This is a genomic window from Komagataeibacter sp. NFXK3 (genome assembly GCF_054182245.1).
In genome coordinates this window covers 335,042-357,468 of the sequence record NZ_JAPIVJ010000002.1, presented here as the reverse complement: position 1 = coordinate 357,468, position 22,427 = coordinate 335,042, and the positions used below count along the sequence as shown (strand labels likewise).

The following is a 22,427-nucleotide window of genomic DNA, read 5'->3' as shown; positions in this document are numbered from 1 at the left end:
TGACCCCGCGCCGGCTGTTATTGCCGCATCAGGATGCAGGGACCGTCTGCGACGGGTCGGACGCCTTGACGGCGGTGAGGCTTTCCATGTGCCCGAGGCGCTCGCGGATACTGTCGGTAAAGCGGTGGGTGACCATGTCCATCGCCACGTCAACCGCCGCGGCAAAGCCTTCGGCATCCGTGCCGCCATGCGACTTGACCACAACCCCGTTCAGCCCCACGAACACCGCGCCATTATAGCGGCGCGGGTCGAGCCATTCCTTCATCCGCTCAAGCCCGGGGCGCACCAGCAGGTAGCCGATCCGGCCCAGCAGGCTGGAGGTGAAGACCTGCCGCAGCAGCGTGAACGCCATTTTCAGCGCGCCCTCGCCCGTTTTCAGCGCGACATTGCCGGTAAAGCCGTCCGTCACCACCACATCGGTCGTGCCGGCGGTGATGTCATGGCCTTCCACAAAGCCGTGGAACTGGCGGGCAAGCGAACTGTTGCGCAGCACTTCCGCCGCCTGGCGCAGGCGCTCGTCGCCCTTGAGCTCCTCGGAGCCGACATTGAGCAGCCCGATGGTGGGCGCGGGCAGGCCGAGCACCGCCTTGGCGAAGGCCTCGCCCATGATGGCGAACTCGACCAGGTTGCGCCAGTCGCACGAGACGTTGGCGCCAAGGTCGAGCATGACCACGTCACCCCGCGTGGTGGGGCTGATGGCGGCCATGGCCGGGCGGGTAATGCCGGGAAGGGTTTTGACCACAATCTTGGCCAGCGCCAGCATCGCGCCACTGTTGCCAGCGGAAACGACGCCCTGCGCCTCGCCCTGTGATACCGCATCCATGGCCAGCCGCATGGAGGAATCGCGCACGCGCAGGGCTGCGGTGGGCTTCATGTCCATGGGAATGGCCGAATTGGCCGGACGGATTGTGCAGATGGCGGCCGCGCGCTGATGGCGGGCCAGAAGGCCGGACAACGTCGCCTCATCGCCAACCAGAAGAATCCTGGCTGAAGGATGTCGGTCTGCCGCAATCGCCAGTCCGGCCACTACAACTTCCGGACCACCATCCCCGCCCATGCCATCAATGGCAAGGGTGTAAGGCCCAGTCTCGGAAAAGGAGGAACCTGTCTCGCTCATGCTCGTCTTGTGCCGGGTAAGAAAGGAACGCGCAAGATCGGGGAATACACTTTGAAAAGATCATATTCCCCGCGCGACCCGGACAGGACGGCCCGAGGCCAGCCCGCCGGCGCGACCAAGCAGGGCCGCGCCGTTACCGGGTAATGACGCCTGTGGCGTCGTGTTATCAGGCGCGGACCGCCGTCTTCAGCGCCTTGCCGGCGGAAGCGACTTCGCGGCCATCATAATGCCCGCAGTGGCTGCAGACGTGATGCGGGCGCTTGAGTTCGCCACAGTTGGAGCATTCCGCATGCGCCGGAACACTCAGCGCAGCGTGGCTGCGACGCATGCCACGACGGGACGGCGAGGTTTTTCTCTTGGGTACAGCCATGGGCCCGGGCCCCTCCGATCTGGATCACAACCGGCAGGCACACCCTCGTGGCGTTACACCGGTCAGTTATCAATAATTGAGGGGGGCGCTCTAGCAGACCATTTGCACTTGCACAAGGGATTATGTGCATGAGCCATGGCGAGACACCCCCGCTCGCGCCTCTCCTTTGCGTCAGTTCTGCTTTTTTTTCAACTCGGCCAGAGCGGAAAAAGGCTGCCTGCGCGGGGTTTCTTCCGGAGCCCCCTCTTCGGTGCCCGCAAATTCGGCCGGAATTTCGCAGCCGGGCTTGTGCGGATAGGGATCGAGCGCGAGCGAAACCTCCTCTGCCGCGAGTTCGCCAAGGTCGATGGTATCGCGCTCGTAGGGCACTTCATCAATCGAGAACGGGTCGACCTCGTCGTCCTCCCTGAAACGCGCGGCAGGGATGCAGCGCACGGTGAACGATTCCGCCATCACATCCTCGAACGGCTCGAGGCTGACCACGCATTCCTGCGTGACATGGGCGGTCAGCCAGCCCTCGGCCAGCACCTCCCCGTCCTGCCCCGGCTTGAGCCGGTAGCGGCACGACAGGTTGCGCAGGCCGGGAATGCCGAAGCGGCGGGCCAGCGCGCGGCATTCGGTGTCTTTCGCCTCGATCACCGTTTCCATGCCCTGGACCGGGATGCGGCCCACGGCAAGCGGGCGGGAAAATTCTGCATCCATCTCGTTAACTCCTGCACATGTGACCACGGGGGGCCCCCGTGTTGCGACGATGGTAAAAACATGGGGCTGGCGGGGTGTTTTTCCACCACCAGGGCGATCTGCGATTGACTTCATTTACCCGATGGGGCACCGGGAAGACGAACCGCTTTGCGCCCTGCCCCATTTCAGGATATTTTTCCGACCATGAGGTCACCCAAGGACAACCAGCTCCGCTCCCGTTCATTACGCGTGTTTTCGTACGCTGTCATCGGGGCGGGGATCGCGCTGTCCGGATGCAGCGTTTTCAAGCCAAGCACCATGCAGCGCGGCTCGCTGGTCGAGGCGGATGACTACAACAAGCTCAAGATAGGCGAGACCTCACGCTCGGACGTGATGGACGCGCTCGGCTCGCCCACCGGCCATGCCACGTTTGATGACAATACATGGCTCTATGTTTCCATGAAGCAGGTGCTGGCGCCCATCAGCTTCCCGCAGGTGGAAAAGCAGGAAGTGGTGGTGCTGACCTTCGACCAGGATGGCGTGCTGCGCAACCTGCGCACGCTGCACAAGGATGACGCCCGCTACGTGACCATGATGCCGGGCAGGACCCCCACGCCGGGCACCAAGATCAACATCATGCAGCAGATCCTGGGCAATGTGGGCCGCTACAACCCGCTCAGCCAGATGAGCAGCACCTATGGCGGCAGCACAGGCCCCATGAACAGCATGAACGGTGGCCCTGGCCATGGTGGCGCGGGCAATACCCTGCCCTGACGCAGTGCCTGCCCGGGCCATGCTCAGGCAGGCAGCTCGATCCTGACCCGCGCGCCGCCAAGCGGCCCCGCCTCCAGCCCGATATGGCCGCCATGGGCATGGATGATGTCACGCGCGATGGCCAGGCCAAGCCCGGTGCCGCCTTCCTTGTCGCTCTCGAAGGCGCGGAACACGCTCTCGCGCCGGGCTTCCTCCACCCCGCAGCCGTTATCATCGATATACACGAACACCTGCTTGCGCCCGCGCTCGGCTGAAAGCTCGATCCGGGTGGCGTAATGCCGTGCGTTTTCCACCACGTTGTTCAGCACGCGGCGCAGGGCATTGCTGCGCCCGGTAATGCTCAGATCGGGCGGATTGACGAACCCGATGCACGCCTGCGCCCCCACGCGGCGCAGGGCGGCAACGCTTTCCTCGAACAGGTCTTCCACCCGGATGACCGTGGGCGTTTCCGCCCCTTCCCCGCGTGCAAATGACAGATACCCCTCGATCATATGCTCCATCTCCACGATATCACCGATCATGTCGGCAATATCGGGCTGAAGGTCCTCCGCACGGACCATGCCGGTGCGCGGAAACATGGCCAGTGAAAGCCGCAGGCGGGTGAGCGGGGTGCGCAGGTCATGCGAGACGCCGGCAAGCACGGTGGTGCGCTGCTCCACAAAGCGGTTGATGCGGTCGCGCATGCGGTTGAAGGCCACGGCGGCCTTGCGGATTTCCTGCGCGCCTTCGGGCACGATGGGCACCGTATCGCGCCCCAGCCCGAACAGTTCCGCCGCCCGCGCCAGCCTGCGGATGGCGCGCACCTGATTGCGCATGAACAGCGCCGCAATCAGGAACAGAAGCAGCGCACTGCCCGAGGCCCACGCCACGAACAGCCACACCGGCGCCACGTCGAGCCGCTTGCGCAGGGCTACGACCTGCAGCACGCCAATAGGCGTCTGCACCAGGATCACGACACGACGGCGGGCCTTTTTCCAGTCGACAAAGGTGGGCCAGCGCACGCTGGCCTGCAGGTCACGGGCCAGGTCCTCATCGATGGGGCCAAGCACGTGGTTCGAGCCGCGCCTTTCCAGGCTCTCCCCCTCATGCAGGGTCATGACCAGCCCGGCGCGGTGGCCGGCATCCTCCAGAATCCACTTGCGGTCGGCGGGGGAAGGATAGCGCTCGAGCATGTCCAGCGTCATGGAGATGGTTGTGGCCATGTCAGATGACAGGCGGCGCGAGACGATCTGCAGGTAATTGCCATAAAACAGTTCGAGCGAGATGGCCTGCGTGGCCAGCAGCGGGATGAACCCGATCAGCAGCATCCGCCCCAGCAGGGAGCGTGGCAGGACGCGACGCGCCAGCCGCGCCCGCCACCGCGCCCAGCCTGCAGGGACCTCGGGCGCGTATTCAGCGCCGGGTGCGGATTCCGTGCTCATGGCTTTTCCCTCTCCAGACACAAAAAAAACCGGCTTCCTTGCAGAAGCCGGCTTTCTGTGGGTCATGACCCGTATTCCGATACGCGAAGGATCAGAAGCCTTCACGCTCGAGGCGCTTGCGCTCCATCTTGCGGGCGCGGCGCACGGCTTCGGCTGCCTCGCGCGCCTTGCGCTCGGACGGCTTTTCATAGTGGCGACGCAGCTTCATTTCGCGGAAGATGCCTTCACGCTGCATTTTTTTCTTGAGGGCCTTGAGGGCCTGATCAACATTGTTGTCACGAACGAGAACCTGCACTGGGTCGTCAACTCCTGATCTGCCATCCGGTATGGATGATCCATGAAACTGAAACTTGGGGAACGTCCGCCCGAGGCCATTCCCTTCGTGCGATTCCCAAACGGGCCGCACCTATATCACACTCGCGCCGCGCAACACAAATCATTCCCGCATATCGGGGCGCATGAATTTTGGTGCTGCGCTTTGCGCACCAACGCTGTCATATACATGTTCCCCAAAACAGGAAGGCCTTTCGCTGCATGACGCTGCTCAAGATCGCTCGCATGGGCCATCCGGTGCTGCTGCAACCAACGCAGCCGGTAGCCGATACGCAGGCCCCCGCCATCCGCACGCTGGTGGCCGACATGATCGAGACGATGCTGGATGCAGGGGGCGCGGGACTCGCGGCGCCACAGGTGCATCACGGGCTGGCGCTGTTCGTCTACCATGTGCCGCTGGCCCGCAGCACGGGCGAGGATGACCCGCCGCGGCCGCCTTCCGCCCTGATCAACCCCGTGCTGGAGCCGGTGGGCGATGAGATGGTGGACCGGCTGGAGGGCTGCCTGTCCATTCCCGGCCTGCGGGGCTGGGTGCCGCGCCATGCCCGCGTGGCCTACAGGGGGCTGGATGCGCACGGGCACGTGGTGCAGGGCGTTGCATCAGGCTTTCTGGCCAATGTATTGCAGCATGAATACGACCACCTGAACGGAATCCTCTACCCCATGCGCATGACCAACCTTGGCCGCATGGGCTTTGACAGCGAAATGGCCCGTTATGGAGAGCGCCCATGAACCCTTCCGCCCTGGTTGCCCGCGCGGCGGCGTGCCTGCATCCGCCCGCCATAACGCATTCACCACAAGGTGATGCGCTGCTCCACCGTTTCCTGGCCGATTCGCGCGCGGGCGCCCACGCCTGGACCCCGGCGCTGCTGCGGCAATGCGCCGGGCCGGATTCGGACCTGCTGTTTCCCGGTGGCATGGCGGAACTGGCCGCGGCCTGCTTCGACCTGATGGACCGCGACATGCTGGGCCATGCCCACACCTTCCGCAGCCGCAAGATCAGCCGCCGGGTGCGCGCGGCCATCCTGTTCCGGCTGGAACGCGCCGCCCCCCACCGCGCGGCCATAAGGCAGGCGCTGGCGGTGCTGCTGGTGCCCACCCATGCCCGCAGCCTGGCCCATGTGCTGGGCCGCAGCGTCAATGCGATATGGGAGGCGGCGGGTGATTCCTCCACCGGCTTCACCTACATGACCAAGCGGCTGAGCCTGAGCGGGGTCTATGTCGCCACCCTGCTGTTCTGGCTCACGCGCGGGGGTAACCCGGCCTCGGTGGAGGAATTCCTTGACCGCAGGCTTGCCGAGATCGGGCGCATCACCCGCCTGCGCAACCGGCTGGCCGGCCGCATCGCCTGACGCCCAGCCGCCTGCCATGACCACCCCGCCCCGGCCGCCTGCCGCGCGCCCTGCCCCTGTGGCGGGCGCGGGCGTGGAACTCCTGTTCCTGCGCGATGAGGACATGCGCCAGGCGCAGGAACTACTGCTGCTGGCCTGCCGCGCCTTTGGCAACGTGATCGACCCGGCCCTGCAGGAATACGGGCTGGGCCACGCGCATTACCGCATCATGCAGACCGTGGCGCTGCAGCCGGGCATTGCCGTGGGCGCGCTGCTTGATGTGCTGGGCATTACCAAGCAGAGCATGAGCCGCACGCTGGGCGAACTGGTGGCCCATGGCCTGCTGCGCCACGAAACCACGCCACAGGACCGCAGGCGGCGCTGCCTTTACCTGAGCGCGCGCGGGGTGGAGATTGAAACCCGGCTCTTTTCGCTGCAACGTGAAGTGCTGCTACGGGTGTACCGCAATGCGGGGGGGCGGGCGGTTGACGGTTTTCGCCGCGTCATGCGCGGCCTGATAGACGAATCGGCCACGCCCGGCGTATCCACCGATGCCTTTCACCCTCCTGACCGGAGTTCTTCATGATCCAGACGGCCTGCGATTCCGCCCTCCCCCACGACAGCATGATCATGGATGCCCATGTGGTGGTGGTGGATGATGACCCCCGCCTGCGCCGCCTGCTGCACCGTTACCTCAGCGAGCAGGGCTTTCGGGTCAGCGCCGCGTGCTCGGCGCAGGAGGCGCGGCAGGTGCTGGGCTTCATGCAGCCTGATGCGCTGGTGCTCGACATTACCATGCCGGGGGAAAACGGGCTGGAACTGACCCGCGAGCTGCGGCGCGACAACCTGAACTTTCCCATCCTGCTGCTCACCGCGCGCGGCGAGCCGGAAGACCGGATCATCGGCCTCGAAGCCGGGGCCGATGACTATCTGGCCAAGCCGTTCGAGCCGCGTGAGCTGCTGCTGCGGCTCAAGGCGCATCTGCGCCGCTTCGTGCCGCCCGCGCCAAGCAGCAACCTGCGCATCGTGCGGCTGGGCGAGCTGGAGTTCGACCCCGTGCGGGGACTTTTGTCGAATGCGGAGGGAATCGTGCACCTGACAGGCGGCGAATCGGCGCTGCTCTCGGTGCTGGCCCGTCACCCCAACGAGATCCTGTCGCGCACCGCCATCGCCAGCACGCTGGACATGGAGGAAATTGGCGAGCGTGCCGTGGATGTGCAGGTAACCCGCCTGCGCCGCCGCATCGAGCCCGACCCCAAGGAGCCCCGCTTTTTGCAGACCGTGCGCGGCAAGGGCTACGTGCTCAAGCCAGGATTGTGAAAAGGTAAAAGTTTTTGGGTGCAGCCCTTTTTCAAAAAGGCTGCGTTCCTTGAAGCTTTTTGAAAAAAGCTTCACCAAAAACTTCTATTCGTTATTCCAAATAAAAAGCCCGGCATGAACATCATGCCGGGCTTCCTGGTAAGGGGGTTTAATCAGCCCGCCTTATTCAGCCGCGCCAGTTCTTCCACCACGGCGGTGCCCATGCCATCCGTGTTCACTTCCGTCCTGCCTGCACTCATGATGTCAGGCGTGCGCAGGCCACGGTCCAGCACGTTGGAGACCGCCTGCTCGATCAGGGCTGCATCGTCCTGCATGTCGAACGAATAGCGCAGCAGCATGGCAAACGAGAGGATCTGCGCCAGCGGGTTGGCCTTGCCCTGCCCCGCAATGTCGGGCGCGCTGCCATGGATCGGCTCATACAGCGCGGGCATGCGGCCATCCTCGCCCTTCGCACCCAGCGTGGCCGAAGGCAGCATGCCCAGGCTGCCGGTCAGCATGGAGGCCAGGTCGGACAGCAGGTCGCCAAACAGGTTGCCGGTCACGATCACATCAAACTGGCGCGGGTTGCGTACAAGCTGCATGGCGCAGTTATCGGCCAGCATGTGGGTGAGCTGCACATCGGGGTATTCGAGCGCATGCAGGTCGGTCACGACCTCTTTCCACAGCAGGCCGCTTTCCATCACGTTGCATTTCTCGACCGAGCACACGCGGTTGTCGCGCTTGCGGGCCAGTTCAAATGCCACGCGGGCCACGCGCTCGATTTCCGGCGTGATGTAAACCTCGGTGTTGATGCCACGGCGCGTGCCATCGGCCAGGGTCTCGATGCCACGGGGGTTGCCGAAATAGATGCCGCCCACCGTCTCGCGCACGATCATGATGTCGAGGCCGCGCACCACATCGGGCTTGAGGGTGCTGGCATCGGCCAGCGAGTCGAACACCTTGGCCGGGCGCAGGTTGGCGAACAGGCCAAGTTCCTGCCGCAGCTTGAGAATCGCAATCTCGGGCCGGCGGTCAAACCCGGCGGAAGCCCATTTCGGGTCACCCACCGAGCCGAACAGCACCGCATCCGCCGCCCGCGCCGCATCGATCACCTCCTGCGTAATCGGCTGGCCATGCACCGCAAGCGATGCGCCACCCACGAGGTCTTCGCTCACATCAAAGCGGATGCCGCGTGCCTGCGCCATCCAGTCCATGATGCGGCGGACTTCGTTCATGATCTCGGGGCCAATGCCATCGCCAGGCAGGATCAGCAGCTTCTTGGGTGCGGACATGAGGTTTCCCATCCGGTTTCAATCAGGTTTGTCAAATGCTCTTTGCCGTGCGGCTGCGGCGGCCTGCGCCCTGCCCGCTCAATCGAGCACGATGCGCGGAATCCACGGCTGCGCCTTCGCACGGCGTTCCTCAAAAGAGGTGATTTCCTTCTCGTGCTGCAGCGTCTGGCCAATATCGTCCAGCCCTTCGAGCAGCAGCTTCTTGCGCAGCGGGTCGACAGTGAACGGCACTTGGGTGCCATCGGGCCGCACCACCACCTGCCGGGGCAGGTCGATGGTCAGGCGCGCATTGCCGCCCATGCGGGCATCTTCCATCAACTGCGTGCAGACATCATGCGGCAGGACGATGGGCAGGATGCCGTTCTTGAAGCAGTTGTTATGGAAGATATCGGCGAATGACGGCGCGATCACGCAGCGAATGCCAAAATCCAGCAGCGCCCACGGCGCATGCTCGCGCGAGGAGCCGCAGCCCAGATTGTCATACGTGATCAGGATCTCCGCCTTGCGGTAAGGCTCCTGGTTCAGCACGAAATCCGGGTTCTCCGATCCATCCGCCCGGTAGCGCATGCTGTCAAACGCATGCACGCCAAGACCGGTGCGCTTGGTGGTCTTGAGAAAGCGCGCGGGGATGATCTTGTCGGTGTCGATGTTTTCTTCAGGCAGCGGGGCCGCCACGGCCGAGAGAACAGTGAATTTATCCATTTTCAGATCAGCTCCCGCACATCGGTCAGGCATCCGGTCACGGCAGCAGCGGCCGCCATGGCGGGGGAGAGCAGGTGCGTGCGCCCGCCGGGGCCCTGCCTGCCCTCAAAATTACGATTGGACGTGGAGGCACAGCGCTGCCCCGGCGTCAGCCGGTCGGGGTTCATGCCAAGGCACATGGAACACCCGGCCTCGCGCCATTCGAACCCGGCTTCAAGGAACACCTTGTCCAGCCCTTCCTCTTCCGCCTGCGCCTTCACGATGCCCGATCCGGGCACGATCATCGCCCGCACGCCCTCAGCCACCTTGCGGCCTGCTGCAACGGCAGCGGCAGCGCGCAGGTCCTCTATGCGGCTGTTGGTGCACGAGCCGATGAACACGACATCAACCGGCGTACCCGCAATCTTCTGGCCCGCTTCAAGCCCCATGTAGTCCAGCATGCGCTGCATCTGGGCACGCTTGCCGGGGTCGGCCTCGGCTGCCGGGTCGGGCACGGTGCCGGTAACGGGGATGACCGTCTCGGGGCTGGTGCCCCAGGTCAGCACCGGCGTGATGTCCTCGGCGCGGAGCTCGACCACGCGGTCGTAATGGGCACCCTCATCGGCGGCCAGCGTCTTCCAATAGGCCACGGCCGCGTCAAACGCCTCGCCCTTCGGTGCAAAGGGGCGACCGCGCACGTATTCGAACGTGGTCTCGTCAGGGGCCACCAGCCCCGCGCGGGCACCGGCCTCGATCGACATGTTGCAGATCGTCATGCGGCCCGCCATGTCGAGCTCGCGGATGGCCGAGCCCGCGAATTCGATCACATGCCCCGTGCCGCCCGCCGTGCCGATATGGCCGATGATGGCGAGCATGATGTCCTTGGCGGTCACACCGGGGCCAACCTGCCCCTCGACCACCACCTTCATGTTCTTGGCCGGCTTTTGCAGGATGGTCTGGGTCGCCATCACATGCTCGACCTCGGACGTGCCGATGCCGAATGCCAGCGCCCCCATCGCGCCATGGGTGGAGGTATGGCTGTCGCCGCACACGATGGTCATGCCCGGCAGCGAGATGCCCTGCTCGGGGCCCACCACATGCACGATGCCCTGCCGCGCCGAGAGCAGCGGGAAATACGGCACGCCGAATTCCTTCACGTTGCGCTCGAGCGTTTCGATCTGGTTGCGGCTTTCCGCCTCCTCGATCGGCTGGGTGCGGTCGGATGTGGGCACGTTGTGGTCCACCACCGCAATCGTCGCATCCGGGTGGCGCAGGCGGCGGCCGCTCAGGCGCAGGCCTTCAAACGCCTGCGGGCTCGTAACCTCGTGCACGAGATGGCGATCGATGTAGAGGATGGCCGTCTTGTCCGGAAGGGTTTCGACCACATGGCTGTCCCATATCTTGTCGAACAATGTGCGCGGGGCCATCTTGCTTATCCTCTCCCGGACGGAAACAGGCCGCCATCACGCGCAAACGACGCACACAACAGGCAGCCGGAAAATCTTGCATGAAACGGTTCGCCCGTTTCCACCATGCGGCGGGAAACGGGCGAAGGGTCGGTGTATTACTCGGCTGCCGCGGTCGCGGCGGGTGCTGCCACTTCGCGCTTGCGCTCGGCAATACGGGCGGACTTGCCGCGACGGCCACGCAGGTAATACAGCTTCGCGCGGCGCACAACGCCACGGCGCACCACAGCGATCTCGGCAATGGTGGGGGAATACAGCGGGAACACACGCTCCACGCCTTCACCGTTGGAAATCTTGCGCACGGTGAAGTTGCTGTTCAGGCCCTTGTTGGAGCGGGCGATGACCACGCCTTCGTAGTTCTGCACGCGCTTGCGGGTGCCTTCAACCACTTCCACACCCACGCGCACGGTGTCACCCGGCGCGAATTCGGGCACCGCGCGGATGGCGGTCAGGCGGGCGATCTCTTCCGCCTCGTACTTCTGGATAACATTCATGATCCGGTCCTCGTTCGATAGGATTTCATGTTCAGTTCAGCCGGTCCACATCGGCACGGGGGCCTGTAGTCCGGGGAATGTCTTGACCCGTGCGGGCCTGGTAGGCCGCCCACAGGTCCGGCCGACGCGCCTGCGTCACCGTCTCGGATGCCGCGCGGCGCCATTTGGCGATCGCGGCATGATGACCGGACAGCAGGACCTCGGGCACGTCGCGCCCGTCCCATTGCGCCGGCTTGGTATAAAGCGGATATTCAAGCAGGCCGTCGGCAAAGCTTTCCTCAACCGCGCTCTCGCCCGATCCCATCACGCCCGGCAGCAGCCGCACGCAGGCATCAAGCAGCACCGTTGCCGCCACCTCCCCGCCCGAGAGGATGTAATCCCCGATCGAGACCTGTTCGGCGCCAGAGGCTTCGAGCACGCGCTCATCCACCCCTTCGTAGCGGCCACACAGCACCACAACGCCCGGCCCCGCCGCATAACGGCGGATATCGGCCTGCGCCAGCGGACGACCGCGTGGCGTGGGATACACCAGCGGGCGACCGGCGCGGTCGATATCGGCAATGGCCGCAGCCACCACGTCAGGCCGCATGACCATGCCCGCGCCACCGCCAAAGGGCGTGTCATCCACCACCCGATGGCGGCCCAGCCCGTAGTCACGCATGTCGCGCGCATCCATTGACCAGATGCCACGCTCGAGCGCGCGCCCGGCCAGCGACTGCCCCAGCGTGCCGGGGAACATGGCGGGGAACAGCGTCAGTGCCGTTGCCTGCCACGTCATGGCGCATCATCCGCGCTGGCCGTGCCGGGAAAGCATTCGACCGGAACCTCGATCTCGTCGGGCAGGCAGACTTCAATCCAGCCTGCGCGCACATTCACCACCGGCACGCAGCCTTCGGTGAACGGCAGCAGGAGGTTGCCCCCTGTCCCATCGATTTCAAGGCTGGTGCCCGCGCCATAGTCATGCACGGCCATCACGCGGCCGATCACCCGCCCGCTGCCCTGCTCGCGCGCCTCCAGCCCGACCAGATCGGCGAAGTAGAATTCATCCGCATCGGGTTCGGGCAGGCTGGTGCGCGGCACGTACAGCTTGCGGTTGACCATCTGCTGCGCGGCCTCACGGCTATCAATGACATTGCCTGCCGCATCATGCAGCCGGGCGATGCCATTGCCATGCCATGTCAGCCGCCACGGGCGGCCCAGATCATCGACCAGCCCGTCATAGGTGGCCAGGTCTTCCGCCACGGCGGTGTAGCTGTGCACATGCACAAGCCCCCGCACGCCATGCGGACGACCCACCACACCCATCAGGACCTGATCGCGGTTCATGGAATGACTGCCTGCCTTTCCTGCCTGTCTATCGCGTCAGTTACGCTGCGGCTGCTTCGGCAGCGGCGGCGGCACGCTCCTGCGCGCGCTTCTTGGGCGCGGACTTCTTGGGCTGCTCGTTCCAGGTCGGCTTCGGCGCCAGGCCAGCGTTGCCCAGGAAACGGGCCACGCGGTCGGTCGGCAGCGCGCCGTTGGACAGCCAGTGCGTGATGCGCTCGGCCACCAGGCGCACGCGGTCGGCGTGGTCGGACGGCAGCATCGGGTTGTACGAACCCACGCGCTCGATGAAGCGGCCATCACGCGGGGAGCGGCTGTCAGCCACGACAATGTGGTAGTAGGGGCGCTTCTTCGCACCAGCGCGGGCGAGACGGATCTTGAGGCTCATTTAAGATTTCTCCAGACAGTAGAAAGACAAAAAGAAAAAACGGGAACGACGCTCAGGCTCAGCCGAAAGGTGGCCGCCCGCCGCCGCCCGGGGGGCGACCCCCGTTTGGCATGAGTGCGGACAGACCCTGACGCATCAGTCCCTTCACGCCCAACTTGCTGAACCGCTTCATCATGGAGGCCATGGCGTCATACTGCTTGAGCAGACGGTTGATCTCCTGCACGGTCGTACCGGACCCGCTGGCGATGCGCTTCTTGCGCGAGGCCTTGATAATGGAGGGCGTGCGCCGCTCCTTGCGGGTCATGGATGAGATGATGGCCTGATGGCGCTTGAGCACGGAGGTATCAAGCTCCTTGTCGCCCAGCGCGTCCTTCAGCTTGCCCATGCCCGGCAGCATGCCCAGAATGCCGGAAATGGACCCCATCTTGTTGATCTGGCGGATCTGGGCGGCGTAGTCATCCAGATCGAACTTGCCCTGCATCATCTTGAGGGCGAGCTTCTCGCTCTCCTCATGATCAAGGGTATCGGCGGCCTTTTCCACCAGGCCCGCGATGTCGCCAAGGCCGAGGATACGGCCGGCAACACGCTCGGGGTGGAATTCCTCCAGGGCGTCGAGCTTCTCGCCCGAGCCGGTCAGCTTGATCGGCGCGCCCGTGATCGCGCGCATGGACAGGGCGGCACCGCCACGGGCATCGCCATCCATGCGGGTCATGACCACGCCGGTCACCCCCACGGCCTCGTTGAACGCCTTGGCGGTGTTGACCGCGTCCTGCCCGGTCATGGCATCGACGACGAGCAGCGTCTCCGCCGGATCGGTCGCGGCACGGATGGCGCGGACCTCGTCCATCAGCGCTTCATCGATGGACAGGCGGCCAGCGGTATCGAGGATGACGATGTCATACCCCTCGCGGCGGCCCGTATCCATGGCGCGCTCGGCAATCTGCACCGGCGTCTGGCCCGCGATGATGGGCAGCGAGGTCACACCCGCGCGCTCGGCCAGCTGGGCGAGCTGCAACTGGGCAGCGGGGCGCTGGGTATCGAGGCTCGCGAGCAGCACCTTCTTGCGCTCGCGCTGGGCGAGGCGGCGGGCGATCTTGCCCGATGTGGTGGTCTTGCCCGAGCCCTGCAGGCCGACCATCAGGATCGGCACCGGCGGGGCGGCATTGAGGTTGAGGGGAACCGCACCGGCGCCGCCAAGGGCATCGATCAGCGCATCGTTGACGATCTTGGCAACGGCCTGGCCGGGCGAGATGCTGTCGAGCACCTCATGGCCTACGGCACGTTCACGCACCTTGTTGACGAAATCCTTGACGACAGGCAGCGCCACGTCGGCATCCAGCATGGCCAGACGCACTTCGCGCATTGCTTCCGTAACATCTGCTTCCGACAGGGCCCCGCGCTTGGCAAGACCATCGAACACACCGGAAAGCTTGCCTGACAGCGTCTCGAACAACGTATTTCCCCAAAAGAAGACGCGCCACTGCGCGAACCCTCGCGAAGTGACGTGCCTGATTAGTCGGGCCGATGTATCGCGCCCTGCCCCTGCCTGTCAAGCATTGCCGGGAATCCGCAATAAAAAACGGCTGCCGGGCACGGAGCCGGGCAGCCGCTTCTTTCAGGCCTCACCTGCGCGGGGCAGGCAGGGCGGTCTTATTTCTTCGCATCTTCCGGCGGCTGCGGGGGCGCGGTCAGCGCACGCAGCTGCTCGTGCAGGCTGTCGACCTTGTCCTGCGTCGTGCGGATCTGGTTCAGCTGGTCGGCTGTCAGGATGTCGTGGATGCGGATGGCCGTCTGCAGGCGGGCGGCTTCATGGCGCTGGTGAATGGCCGTGATCTGCTGCTGCAGGCCAACGATCTGGGATTCATCAACCTTGCCCGGCGCCACCAGCAGGTTCTGGATCTGCTTGTGCAGCCCATGCTCCTGCTCCATGTCGGCGCGGAAATCGGGGTGGCTGTCCTTCAGGATCGCCTGCAGCTTCTTGTGCTGGGCCGAGGTCAGCTGCACGTTGCCAAGGAACGGCATGCCGTAGCCACCGCCACCCGGGCCGCCCATCGGGCCAGCCATCATGCCGCAGCCACCACCCGGCGGCGGCGGCGGGCCATGGTGATGCTTTGCAAAAGCCTGACCGGAAAGGCCGGTTGCCATACCGCCGACGATCGTGGCAGCGAGAATCAGTTTCTTCATCATGGGAACCAAGTCTACTCCTGTTATAACCTGCTTCATACCCTGCATGCAGCCTGCGGCTGACACAAGGCCTGTAAACGCAACGCTACATCACCCCGCCCGGTTCAATAGGGACAAACTTGCTACAAAATGTAAGGTCCGGGCGCGGCTAGCCAAAGCGCCCGGTAATGTAATCCTGCGTGCGCTTTTCACGGGGCGTGGTGAACATGCGGTCGGCGCTATCTACCTCCACCACCTCGCCCATGTAGAAGAACGCCACCTGGTCGGCGCAGCGCGCGGCCTGCTGCAAATTGTGGGTGACGATGGCGATGGTGAAATCGGCCTTCAGCTCATCGAGCAGTTCCTCGATGCGCGCGGTCGAGACCGGGTCGAGCGCACTGGTCGGCTCATCGAGCAGCACCACTTCGGGGCGGGTGGCGATGGTGCGCGCAATGCACAGACGCTGCTGCTGCCCACCCGAAAGGGCCGCCGCCGAATCGCGCAGCCGGTCGCGCACCTCGGGCCACAGGGCCACGCGCCTGAGCACGTCTTCCACCCGCGCCTCCATCGCCGCGCGGTCGAGCCGCTCATGCAGGCGCACGCCAAAGGCGATGTTGTCATAGATCGACATGGGGAATGGCGTGGGCTTCTGGAACACCATGCCCACGCGCGAGCGCAGCACGTTGAGGTTCACCTTCGGGCCGATGATGTTGCAGCCATCAAAGATCACCTCGCCCGTGGCGCGCTGGCCGGGATAGAGGTCGTACATGCGGTTGAGCACGCGCAGCAGCGTGGACTTGCCGCAGCCTGAAGGCCCGATCATGCCCGTCACCTGCCCTTGCGGGAAGTCGATGGAGATATTCTTGAGCGCATGGTGCGCGCCGTAATAGAAATCGAGGTTCCGCACCGAGATCGCTGCGGGCGCGGCATCATTCTGCGCGACTGTCATGTTCATTTCCTGTTACGTCCCAGCCCCAGCCGCACGGTTATGTTGATCATCAGGATGGCCGCCGTAATCAGCAGCGCGCCGGTCCAGGCCAGCGCGGTCCAGTCCGCATAGGCCGCACCCGCATACTGGTAGATGGTGACCGGCAGGCTGGCCATGGGTTTGCCGGGGGCTATCGACCAGTTCATGTTGCCCAGCGAGGTGAACAGCAGCGGCGCCGTCTCGCCTGATACGCGGGCCAGCGCCAGCAGGATGCCCGTCGCCACCCCCTCGCGCGCGGCGCGCAGGCACACGAACAGGATCATCCGCCACCGTGGCGCGCCCAGCGCAATCGCCGCCTCGCGCATGGCCAGCGGCACCAGGCGCAGCATGTCCTCGGTGGTGCGCACCACCACCGGCACCACCAGCATGGACAGCGCCAGCGCCCCCGCAAGCCCCGAGAAATGCCCGCTCGGCACCACCACGATCATGTAGATGAACAGCCCCACCAGAATGGACGGGGCCGAAAGCAGCAGGTCGGAGACAAAGCGGACGAAATTGATCAGCTTCCCGTCAGTGGCCGTAAACTCGGCAAGGTAGATGCCCACCAACAGCCCTACGGGCGCTCCGATCAGCACGGCCAGCCCGGTCTGGATCAAGCTGCCCACGATGGCGTTGGCCAGCCCCCCCGCCTGCCCCGGCGGCAGGGTCACATGCACGAACGTGACCCAGCGCAGGCCACCCACCCCGTTGCGCACCAGCACGAACAGGATGGAAAACAGCATGAGCAGCACCAGCACGGTCGCCGCCCAGCACAGGGCGGTGGCCACGCGGTCCACCATGCGGCGGCGGATGTCGGACACGCTGTTGCCCTGCCAGCGCGCGCCGGCGCAGGGGGCTGCCTGTGCGGCTGGGGTGGTCGGATGGGTGGTCATGTCAGCGGCCCGCCGCTTTGGTGCGCAGGAGCAGCCGCGAACAGACCAGCGTGCCCAGGGAGATCAGCATGAGCAGGAACCCTGCCGCCATGAGGGAAGAAAATTTGAGGCTGCCCACCGCACTTTCGGGAAATTCGAGGGCGATGAGCGAGGCGATCGTGTTGCCCGGCGAGAACAGCGACCAGCCGATATGGTTGGCGTTGCCGATCACGAAGGTGATGGCCATCGTCTCGCCCAGTGCGCGACCCAGCCCCAGCATCACGCCCCCCACCACCGAGGAGCGCGACCATGGCAGGATGATGCGGCGCACCACCTCCCACCGCGTCATGCCCAGCCCGTAGGCGCTTTCCTTCAGCACGGCGGGGATGGACAGGAACACATCGCGCATCACCGCGCAGATGAAAGGCGTGATCATGACCGCGAGGATCATGCCGCCGGTCAGGAAGCCGGTGCCGTAGGGCGCGCCACGGAACAGCGTGCCGATGCCTGGCACCCGGCCCAGCGTGTGGCTGGCCAGCGGCTCGACATAATGCGCCATGAACGGCACCAGCACCGCAAAGCCCCACATGCCGAAGATGATGGACGGCACGGCGGCCAGAAGCTGGATGAGCGTGCCGATCACGCCTGCGATCCGCGCCGAGGCGATCTCGGTCAGCCACACGGCAATGCCGAAGGCCAGCGGCACGGCGAGAAGAATGGCCAGCAGCGCGGTGATGACCGTGCCGAACATCGGGGCCGCCGCGCCAAAATGCTGGGTGACGGGATTCCACGCCTTGTCAAACACGAAGCCCGGCCCGAATCTGGCAAACGCGCCGCGCGCCCCCCAGGCCATGACGGCGACCATGCCGCCCAGCCCCAGCAGGATCAGGGCTGCGCTACAGCGGACAATGGCGGCGAATACGGCATCCCCGTTTCCCTTTGCCGCCCCGGTCAGGGCCGAAGGGGATGTTGCAGACCGCTCCATACAGAAGACCTCCGTGCCGCCACACGCATCAAAGTTCTCAACATTCGCGCCCGCAGGCACACCGGAATGCCGGGACCAATACTGGACCGGATGGCGGTTCTGCAACCGTCATGATCGCCCAAGGGCAAAGTTTGCATCATATCGTTGTATTTTTGTGCAATTCCGGCGGCATGTGCCCCGCGTCACTGCACCGCGGCCAGCAGCAGGTCGCGCAGCACGCCACGCGCCGCATCAACCGACATGCGCTCGAGCACGAGGGCATTGGGCAGGTCGCCCGAAGGCCCGAGCGGCTCGATCACGGTCATGCCCCGGGTGAACGTGCCGCAGCATTCCACCTCCACATGTGCCAGATGCCCGCTGAACAGGGTGGGCGCCACCAGTGCCAGCAGGGGGGCAGCGGGCGCCAGCGCAAGGTCGGCCCCGTTGCCACCGCCGCGGCCCATGCGGGCGGCCACCAGATCGGCATGCACCCGGCCCGCGACCGAGGCCGGGTTGCGGCCCATCGGGGCGAGCTGTTCCATCCACACCGCATCGGCCACGAAGCGGGACGTGCAGTCGAGCGGCACGAGCGTGACCGGCACGTCCATCCCCAACACGACGGACGCGGCCTCGGTGTCGGCTGCGATATTGCGCTCGGCCACCGTCGTCATATTGCCCGGCACATGAAAGGCGCCGCCCGCAATGACCACGCCATGCAGGTGCCCCGCCAGATCGGGGGCCTGCACCATGGCAAGGGCCAGCGTGCTCAGCGGGCCGCTACAGCACACGCTCACGCTATCGGGCGGGCAGGCGCGTATGGCCTGCACCAGCGCGGCCGCCCCCAACCCGTCATGCCCCGCAGGCAGGCTGCGCCCCGCGCCATAGGGAGGCACCATCGGGCCGGGCGCGCCTGCGTAGACGCCCACATCCGCCAGGCCATACTGGTCGAGCATGTCGCGCGCATGGGCCATGGCAACCCCGACCTCCGTGGCCTCACCGCTGAACAGCACGCCCGCCAGCCGCACATGCGTGGGCAACTGGAGGGCGGCCAGCAGGGTTGCCGCTGCCTGCGCGCCGGGTGTCAGATCAAGAATGATGGGGCGTGTCATGGGCATCCTGTCCTGCATGGGTTGCGCGGTGTGTTGGTGGTGGCCTGTTACAACAGTTCCGTCAACCACGGCGCAAACATGAGAAAGTTTTTGGTGAAGCTTTGTGCAAAAAACTTCAGGGAACGCCGCCTTTTTAAAACAAGGGCGGCAGAAAAAAACTTTTATCCTTTTTAAAACAATACTTTAATTAATATCCGCATGGGCTGGCCGCCAGTACAGCGCCCGCGCCAGAAGCCTGTCCACCCCCCACCACAGCAGCACGGTCATGGCGGCCAGCACGGCAAGGGCTGCAAACATGAGGTCGGTCTGGAAGCGGGTATTCGCCGTCTGCATGAGAAAGCCAAGGCCGGAGGATGCCCCCACCCACTCCCCCACCACCGCCCCGATGGGGGCAATGGCCGTGGCCATGCGCACGCCGGTGGCAAAGGCGGGCATGGCGGCGGGCAGGCGTATATGCACCAGCACGCGCCAGCGCGTGGCCCCCATGGTGCGGGCCAGGTCCATCCACCCCGCCTCGGTCTGGCGCAGACCATCGCCAAGTGCTGATGTAACGGGAAAGAAGATGACCAGCACCGCCATCACCACCTTGGACGCCATGCCGAATCCGAACCACAGCACCAGCAGCGGCGCGAGTGCGAAAACCGGCACCGCCTGGCTGAGCAGCACCATCGGCATGACCCAACGCCGCAGGGGCGCCCACAGCGCCATGGCGATGGCAAGCGCACTGCCCGCCCCGATGCCGATGCCAAGGCCAAGCAGGGTTTCCTCCAGCGTGGTCAGGGCCGCAGGTTCAAGCTGGGCGCGGCCCGACCACAGGGCGCGCGCCACGGCATCCGGCGCAGGCAGCATGTAGGGCGGCACATGCCCCCACCGCGCCAGCGCCCCCCACAGGGCCACCAGCCCGGCACAGGTCAGCACCGGGCGCAGCACCGCCATGGCGCGATGGGAAGCGGGCCGGGTCATCGCCCCCGCCACCAGCATGACCGCGTGGGCGGCACCGACGCACCAGATACCGGGCACCGCGCTTTCATGACATGGAGAGAGCTGAAGCCTGTCATGGCCCTCGCCGCCAATACGACTGCGCACGCCGTCTCTACCGAAGGGAAAATGCGGCCTCTCATTGCGCCCCCCACCGCAGCCGGTGTGGCTGCGCACGGGCCACCGTCAGGGCACAGGAACGGATGGGGGGTGTCATTGCATCATCCGCCGCAGCAGGCCCGCCTGCGCGCGCAACACCGCCGGGGCATCGACCGGGCGCGGCACGGCGCCCTCGGGCACGTCCATGCGGGTAAGGGTGGCGGGGTTGCCTGCCATGAGCAGCATGGTATCAGCCAGGCGGCAGGCCTCGAGCGGGTCATGGGTAATCAGCACCACGGTGCGCTGGGCCAGCATGCGCCCGGCCAGATCCTGCATGCGCGCGCGCGTGACGCTGTCGAGCGCGGAAAAGGGTTCATCCATCAGCACCACGGGGCGATCTTCATACAGCACCCGCGCAAGGGCCGCGCGCTGGCGCATGCCGCCAGACAGGGCGGCAGGCAGCATGCCCGCCTGATCGGCCAGCCCCACGCAGCCCAGCAGGTGACGCGCGCGGGCGCGGTCAGGCCGCCCGCCACGCAGGCGCGCGCCCAGTGTCACGTTATCAATCACGCTGGCCCAGGGCAGCAGCAGGTCCTGCTGGCCCATCCACGCCACCCTGCCCGCAAGGGGCAGGCCATCATCAGCGACAATATGCCCGTAATCCGGCACGGCCAGCCCGCCAATCATGCGCAGCAGCGAGGTCTTGCCCACCCCGCTTGCGCCGAGCAGCACGGTCATGTGCCCGGCGGCCAGAAGCAGGTCCAGCCCGCGAAACAGCGGGGCGCTACCAAAGTCCAGCCCGACGCCTTCAAGCCGGATGCCGGGGGGCGGCGTCATTTTTTACGTTTGGGGTAGGCGATGCCCAGCGCATCACGCGCGGCGGTGGCCATCTGGTCCACGCGCTCGTTATTTACATCGCCCGAATGCCCGCGCACCCATTTCCACTCGATCTCGTGCCTTGCGCTGATATCGAGCAGCCGCCGCCACAGGTCCATGTTGGCCACAGGGTCGCCCGCCGCATTGCGCCACTTGCGCCGCACCCAGCCGGTGCTCCAGCGCGTGATGCCGTTGCGCACGTATTCGCTGTCGGTATGCAGCACCACGCGGCAGGGGCGCTTGAGGGCCTCGAGCGCCTCGGCGGCGGCAGTGAGTTCCATGCGGTTGTTGGTGGTCTCCGCCTCCCCGCCAGAAAGCTCGCGCTCCTGCCCGCGAAAGCACAGAAGCGCCCCCCAGCCACCGGGGCCGGGATTGGGCTTGCAGCCGCCATCGGTCCAGATTTCCACCAGATCGGTCGTGGGCTGCGCCACGCCGGCCGGAGATGTGTCTTCGCTCATGCGGGGAATTCCTGACCCAGATGGGCGGCAAAGAATTCCATGCGCGCCAGATAATCAAGCGGGTTCTTGCGCGTGACCAGCGCATCGGGCGGGGTGTTGATCCAGTCATACAGCCGGGTGAGCGTAAAGCGGATGGCCGCCCCCGTGGCCAGCGTGGTCAGGGCCGCGTCTTCCGCTTCTTCCAGCGGGCGCACGTGGCGGTAGGCCGCGATCATGGCCGCCGCCCGCGCGGGCATGAAGCGATGGTCGGCATCGAAACACCAGGCATTGATGGTAATGGCCAAGTCATAGGCATACCAGTCGGTGCAGGCGAAATAGAAATCGATGATGCCCGAGAGCGCCCCGTCACGGAAAAACACGTTATCGGGGAACAGGTCGGCATGGATCTGCCCACGCGGCAGGGTGGGGTTGTTGCCCACCCCCGGCCATGCGGGCAGCACGCGGGCCAGCACCGCCCCGATATCGCGCACGAGACCCGCGCGCAGTTCATCACCGCGCGCACGGCAGGCATCCAGCAGCCCGGTCCAGGCCTGCGGCCCCATGGAGTTGGGGCGCTCGGCAACAAACCCCTCGCCCAGCAGGTGCAGCCGCGCCATGGCGGTGCCCACCTGCGCGCACATATCGACATCCACCGCCACGGCACCCTTGCCGGGCAGGAAGGTGGTGATGGCGGCAGGCCTGCCGCACAGTTCACGCAGCGTGCGGCCGTGGCGGTCGGCTACCGGCAGCGGGCAGGACAGCCCGCGCGCGGCCAGATACTGCATCAGCCCGAGGAACCATGGCAGTTCCCCGGGGTTCACCCGGCGCTCATAGAGCGTCAGGATAAAGGTGGCCTCGGTGGTCTTCAGCAGGAAATTGCTGTTCTCCACCCCTTCCGCAATGCCGTGGCAGGCGACGGGCCTGCCGATGTCATAGCCTTCGAGAAACGCAGCCAGCGCATCGTCCGGCACTTCGGTATAGACTGCCATGTG

Annotated in this window: 27 protein-coding genes; 5 read left to right on the top strand and 22 right to left on the bottom strand. The window is 65.5% G+C overall.

What is annotated here, in order from left to right:
* Positions 1-28: 28 nt before the first annotated feature.
* The 3 genes from plsX to OQZ28_RS03860 form a co-directional block, all read right to left on the bottom strand.
* Positions 29-1,117, bottom strand: coding sequence for a phosphate acyltransferase PlsX (gene plsX / locus OQZ28_RS03870; protein ID WP_458135189.1), 1,089 nt, complete (start codon positions 1,115-1,117; stop codon positions 29-31).
* 166 nt (positions 1,118-1,283) lie between these two features.
* The gene (gene rpmF, locus OQZ28_RS03865) at positions 1,284-1,487 is read right to left on the bottom strand and encodes a 50S ribosomal protein L32 (RefSeq protein WP_010506434.1); all 204 of its coding nucleotides are present in this window, start codon (positions 1,485-1,487) and stop codon (positions 1,284-1,286) included.
* A gap of 171 nt (positions 1,488-1,658) precedes the next feature.
* Positions 1,659-2,189, bottom strand: coding sequence for a YceD family protein (locus OQZ28_RS03860; RefSeq protein ID WP_130730544.1), 531 nt, complete (start codon positions 2,187-2,189; stop codon positions 1,659-1,661).
* Positions 2,190-2,372: 183 nt separating this feature from the next.
* Between OQZ28_RS03860 and OQZ28_RS03855 the strand changes: the two genes are divergently transcribed.
* Positions 2,373-2,942, top strand: coding sequence for an outer membrane protein assembly factor BamE (locus tag OQZ28_RS03855; protein ID WP_458135188.1), 570 nt, complete (start codon positions 2,373-2,375; stop codon positions 2,940-2,942).
* 23 nt (positions 2,943-2,965) lie between these two features.
* On the opposite strand, the gene OQZ28_RS03850 is transcribed toward OQZ28_RS03855, so the two are convergent.
* Together OQZ28_RS03850 and rpsU are read right to left on the bottom strand one after the other, a co-directional pair.
* Positions 2,966-4,363, bottom strand: coding sequence for a sensor histidine kinase (locus OQZ28_RS03850; protein ID WP_458135187.1), 1,398 nt, complete (start codon positions 4,361-4,363; stop codon positions 2,966-2,968).
* Positions 4,364-4,454: 91 nt separating this feature from the next.
* Complete coding sequence (rpsU, locus tag OQZ28_RS03845; protein WP_010506446.1) at positions 4,455-4,658, bottom strand: 30S ribosomal protein S21; 204 nt, start codon at positions 4,656-4,658, stop codon at positions 4,455-4,457.
* A gap of 239 nt (positions 4,659-4,897) precedes the next feature.
* Between rpsU and def the strand changes: the two genes are divergently transcribed.
* The 4 genes from def to OQZ28_RS03825 are packed head-to-tail and all read left to right on the top strand — an operon-like array spanning position 4,898 to position 7,347.
* The gene (def, locus tag OQZ28_RS03840) at positions 4,898-5,428 is read left to right on the top strand and encodes a peptide deformylase (protein WP_130730547.1); all 531 of its coding nucleotides are present in this window, start codon (positions 4,898-4,900) and stop codon (positions 5,426-5,428) included.
* The gene (locus OQZ28_RS03835; RefSeq protein ID WP_130730548.1) at positions 5,425-6,048 is read left to right on the top strand and encodes a COQ9 family protein; all 624 of its coding nucleotides are present in this window, start codon (positions 5,425-5,427) and stop codon (positions 6,046-6,048) included. The genes def and OQZ28_RS03835 overlap by 4 nt, the downstream gene beginning before the upstream one ends.
* 16 nt (positions 6,049-6,064) lie before the next feature.
* Positions 6,065-6,613: a MarR family winged helix-turn-helix transcriptional regulator gene (locus OQZ28_RS03830; protein ID WP_458135186.1), complete on the top strand. Its 549-nt coding sequence runs from the start codon at positions 6,065-6,067 to the stop codon at positions 6,611-6,613.
* Positions 6,610-7,347: a response regulator gene (locus OQZ28_RS03825; protein WP_130730549.1), complete on the top strand. Its 738-nt coding sequence runs from the start codon at positions 6,610-6,612 to the stop codon at positions 7,345-7,347. The genes OQZ28_RS03830 and OQZ28_RS03825 overlap by 4 nt, the downstream gene beginning before the upstream one ends.
* A 152-nt stretch (positions 7,348-7,499) precedes the next feature.
* On the opposite strand, the gene leuB is transcribed toward OQZ28_RS03825, so the two are convergent.
* The 17 genes from leuB to OQZ28_RS03740 all read right to left on the bottom strand — a co-directional run bounded on the left by leuB (position 7,500) and on the right by OQZ28_RS03740 (position 22,424).
* The gene (gene leuB, locus OQZ28_RS03820; protein ID WP_458135185.1) at positions 7,500-8,618 is read right to left on the bottom strand and encodes a 3-isopropylmalate dehydrogenase; all 1,119 of its coding nucleotides are present in this window, start codon (positions 8,616-8,618) and stop codon (positions 7,500-7,502) included.
* 78 nt (positions 8,619-8,696) lie between these two features.
* Entirely contained in the window at positions 8,697-9,320 is a 624-nt protein-coding gene (leuD, locus tag OQZ28_RS03815; protein ID WP_458135184.1) for a 3-isopropylmalate dehydratase small subunit, read from the bottom strand.
* Positions 9,321-9,322: 2 nt separating this feature from the next.
* Positions 9,323-10,726 (bottom strand): 3-isopropylmalate dehydratase large subunit, encoded by a 1,404-nt coding sequence (gene leuC, locus OQZ28_RS03810; RefSeq protein WP_130730552.1) that lies wholly within the window; start codon positions 10,724-10,726, stop codon positions 9,323-9,325.
* Positions 10,727-10,863: 137 nt separating this feature from the next.
* On the bottom strand, positions 10,864-11,259 hold the full coding sequence (gene rplS, locus OQZ28_RS03805) for a 50S ribosomal protein L19 (protein ID WP_130730553.1): 396 nt from the start codon (positions 11,257-11,259) through the stop codon (positions 10,864-10,866).
* A gap of 31 nt (positions 11,260-11,290) precedes the next feature.
* Positions 11,291-12,037 carry a tRNA (guanosine(37)-N1)-methyltransferase TrmD gene (gene trmD, locus OQZ28_RS03800; RefSeq protein WP_458135183.1) on the bottom strand — a complete coding sequence of 249 codons (747 nt, stop codon included), beginning with the start codon at positions 12,035-12,037 and terminating at the stop codon, positions 11,291-11,293.
* Positions 12,034-12,585 carry a ribosome maturation factor RimM gene (rimM, locus tag OQZ28_RS03795; RefSeq protein ID WP_458135182.1) on the bottom strand — a complete coding sequence of 184 codons (552 nt, stop codon included), beginning with the start codon at positions 12,583-12,585 and terminating at the stop codon, positions 12,034-12,036. The genes trmD and rimM overlap by 4 nt, the downstream gene beginning before the upstream one ends.
* A gap of 40 nt (positions 12,586-12,625) precedes the next feature.
* Complete coding sequence (gene rpsP / locus OQZ28_RS03790) at positions 12,626-12,970, bottom strand: 30S ribosomal protein S16 (protein ID WP_010506467.1); 345 nt, start codon at positions 12,968-12,970, stop codon at positions 12,626-12,628.
* Positions 12,971-13,028: 58 nt separating this feature from the next.
* A complete protein-coding gene (gene ffh / locus OQZ28_RS03785; protein ID WP_061272112.1) occupies positions 13,029-14,423 on the bottom strand; it encodes a signal recognition particle protein in 1,395 nt (464 codons plus the stop codon).
* Between the two features lie 197 nt (positions 14,424-14,620).
* Entirely contained in the window at positions 14,621-15,157 is a 537-nt protein-coding gene (locus OQZ28_RS03780) for a Spy/CpxP family protein refolding chaperone (RefSeq protein WP_458135181.1), read from the bottom strand.
* Between the two features lie 145 nt (positions 15,158-15,302).
* Positions 15,303-16,088 (bottom strand): phosphate ABC transporter ATP-binding protein PstB, encoded by a 786-nt coding sequence (pstB, locus tag OQZ28_RS03775; RefSeq protein ID WP_078524450.1) that lies wholly within the window; start codon positions 16,086-16,088, stop codon positions 15,303-15,305.
* The gene (pstA, locus tag OQZ28_RS03770; RefSeq protein WP_458135180.1) at positions 16,085-16,993 is read right to left on the bottom strand and encodes a phosphate ABC transporter permease PstA; all 909 of its coding nucleotides are present in this window, start codon (positions 16,991-16,993) and stop codon (positions 16,085-16,087) included. Before pstA ends, pstB begins: the two co-directional genes overlap by 4 nt.
* 1 nt (position 16,994) lies before the next feature.
* Positions 16,995-17,957, bottom strand: coding sequence for a phosphate ABC transporter permease subunit PstC (gene pstC, locus OQZ28_RS03765; RefSeq protein ID WP_130730558.1), 963 nt, complete (start codon positions 17,955-17,957; stop codon positions 16,995-16,997).
* Between the two features lie 182 nt (positions 17,958-18,139).
* A complete protein-coding gene (locus tag OQZ28_RS03760; protein ID WP_458135179.1) occupies positions 18,140-19,045 on the bottom strand; it encodes a nucleoside hydrolase in 906 nt (301 codons plus the stop codon).
* A gap of 183 nt (positions 19,046-19,228) precedes the next feature.
* Entirely contained in the window at positions 19,229-20,008 is a 780-nt protein-coding gene (locus OQZ28_RS03755) for an ABC transporter permease (protein WP_458135240.1), read from the bottom strand.
* A 228-nt stretch (positions 20,009-20,236) separates the two neighbouring features.
* Positions 20,237-20,959, bottom strand: a complete 723-nt coding sequence (locus tag OQZ28_RS03750; protein ID WP_130730560.1) for an ABC transporter ATP-binding protein — start codon at positions 20,957-20,959, stop codon at positions 20,237-20,239.
* The gene (gene rnhA, locus OQZ28_RS03745) at positions 20,956-21,456 is read right to left on the bottom strand and encodes a ribonuclease HI (protein WP_458135178.1); all 501 of its coding nucleotides are present in this window, start codon (positions 21,454-21,456) and stop codon (positions 20,956-20,958) included. The genes OQZ28_RS03750 and rnhA overlap by 4 nt, the downstream gene beginning before the upstream one ends.
* Complete coding sequence (locus OQZ28_RS03740; RefSeq protein ID WP_458135177.1) at positions 21,453-22,424, bottom strand: homoserine kinase; 972 nt, start codon at positions 22,422-22,424, stop codon at positions 21,453-21,455. The genes rnhA and OQZ28_RS03740 overlap by 4 nt, the downstream gene beginning before the upstream one ends.
* Positions 22,425-22,427: the final 3 nt, after the last annotated feature.

What these genes read in the sequence shown, in the direction of transcription:
- plsX (WP_458135189.1), bottom strand. Translation starts at nt 1,117, where the DNA reads ATGAGCGAGACAGGTTCCTCCTTTTCCGAGACTGGGCCTTACACCCTT.
- rpmF (WP_010506434.1), bottom strand. Translation starts at nt 1,487, where the DNA reads ATGGCTGTACCCAAGAGAAAAACCTCGCCGTCCCGTCGTGGCATGCGT.
- OQZ28_RS03860 (WP_130730544.1), bottom strand. Translation starts at nt 2,189, where the DNA reads ATGGATGCAGAATTTTCCCGCCCGCTTGCCGTGGGCCGCATCCCGGTC.
- OQZ28_RS03855 (WP_458135188.1), top strand. Translation starts at nt 2,373, where the DNA reads ATGAGGTCACCCAAGGACAACCAGCTCCGCTCCCGTTCATTACGCGTG.
- OQZ28_RS03850 (WP_458135187.1), bottom strand. Translation starts at nt 4,363, where the DNA reads ATGAGCACGGAATCCGCACCCGGCGCTGAATACGCGCCCGAGGTCCCT.
- def (WP_130730547.1), top strand. Translation starts at nt 4,898, where the DNA reads ATGACGCTGCTCAAGATCGCTCGCATGGGCCATCCGGTGCTGCTGCAA.
- OQZ28_RS03835 (WP_130730548.1), top strand. Translation starts at nt 5,425, where the DNA reads ATGAACCCTTCCGCCCTGGTTGCCCGCGCGGCGGCGTGCCTGCATCCG.
- OQZ28_RS03830 (WP_458135186.1), top strand. Translation starts at nt 6,065, where the DNA reads ATGACCACCCCGCCCCGGCCGCCTGCCGCGCGCCCTGCCCCTGTGGCG.
- OQZ28_RS03825 (WP_130730549.1), top strand. Translation starts at nt 6,610, where the DNA reads ATGATCCAGACGGCCTGCGATTCCGCCCTCCCCCACGACAGCATGATC.
- leuB (WP_458135185.1), bottom strand. Translation starts at nt 8,618, where the DNA reads ATGTCCGCACCCAAGAAGCTGCTGATCCTGCCTGGCGATGGCATTGGC.
- leuD (WP_458135184.1), bottom strand. Translation starts at nt 9,320, where the DNA reads ATGGATAAATTCACTGTTCTCTCGGCCGTGGCGGCCCCGCTGCCTGAA.
- leuC (WP_130730552.1), bottom strand. Translation starts at nt 10,726, where the DNA reads ATGGCCCCGCGCACATTGTTCGACAAGATATGGGACAGCCATGTGGTC.
- rplS (WP_130730553.1), bottom strand. Translation starts at nt 11,259, where the DNA reads ATGAATGTTATCCAGAAGTACGAGGCGGAAGAGATCGCCCGCCTGACC.
- trmD (WP_458135183.1), bottom strand. Translation starts at nt 12,037, where the DNA reads ATGACGTGGCAGGCAACGGCACTGACGCTGTTCCCCGCCATGTTCCCC.
- rimM (WP_458135182.1), bottom strand. Translation starts at nt 12,585, where the DNA reads ATGAACCGCGATCAGGTCCTGATGGGTGTGGTGGGTCGTCCGCATGGC.
- rpsP (WP_010506467.1), bottom strand. Translation starts at nt 12,970, where the DNA reads ATGAGCCTCAAGATCCGTCTCGCCCGCGCTGGTGCGAAGAAGCGCCCC.
- OQZ28_RS03780 (WP_458135181.1), bottom strand. Translation starts at nt 15,157, where the DNA reads ATGATGAAGAAACTGATTCTCGCTGCCACGATCGTCGGCGGTATGGCA.
- pstB (WP_078524450.1), bottom strand. Translation starts at nt 16,088, where the DNA reads ATGAACATGACAGTCGCGCAGAATGATGCCGCGCCCGCAGCGATCTCG.
- pstA (WP_458135180.1), bottom strand. Translation starts at nt 16,993, where the DNA reads ATGACCACCCATCCGACCACCCCAGCCGCACAGGCAGCCCCCTGCGCC.
- pstC (WP_130730558.1), bottom strand. Translation starts at nt 17,957, where the DNA reads ATGGAGCGGTCTGCAACATCCCCTTCGGCCCTGACCGGGGCGGCAAAG.
- OQZ28_RS03760 (WP_458135179.1), bottom strand. Translation starts at nt 19,045, where the DNA reads ATGACACGCCCCATCATTCTTGATCTGACACCCGGCGCGCAGGCAGCG.
- OQZ28_RS03755 (WP_458135240.1), bottom strand. Translation starts at nt 20,008, where the DNA reads ATGACCCGGCCCGCTTCCCATCGCGCCATGGCGGTGCTGCGCCCGGTG.
- OQZ28_RS03750 (WP_130730560.1), bottom strand. Translation starts at nt 20,959, where the DNA reads ATGACGCCGCCCCCCGGCATCCGGCTTGAAGGCGTCGGGCTGGACTTT.
- rnhA (WP_458135178.1), bottom strand. Translation starts at nt 21,456, where the DNA reads ATGAGCGAAGACACATCTCCGGCCGGCGTGGCGCAGCCCACGACCGAT.
- OQZ28_RS03740 (WP_458135177.1), bottom strand. Translation starts at nt 22,424, where the DNA reads ATGGCAGTCTATACCGAAGTGCCGGACGATGCGCTGGCTGCGTTTCTC.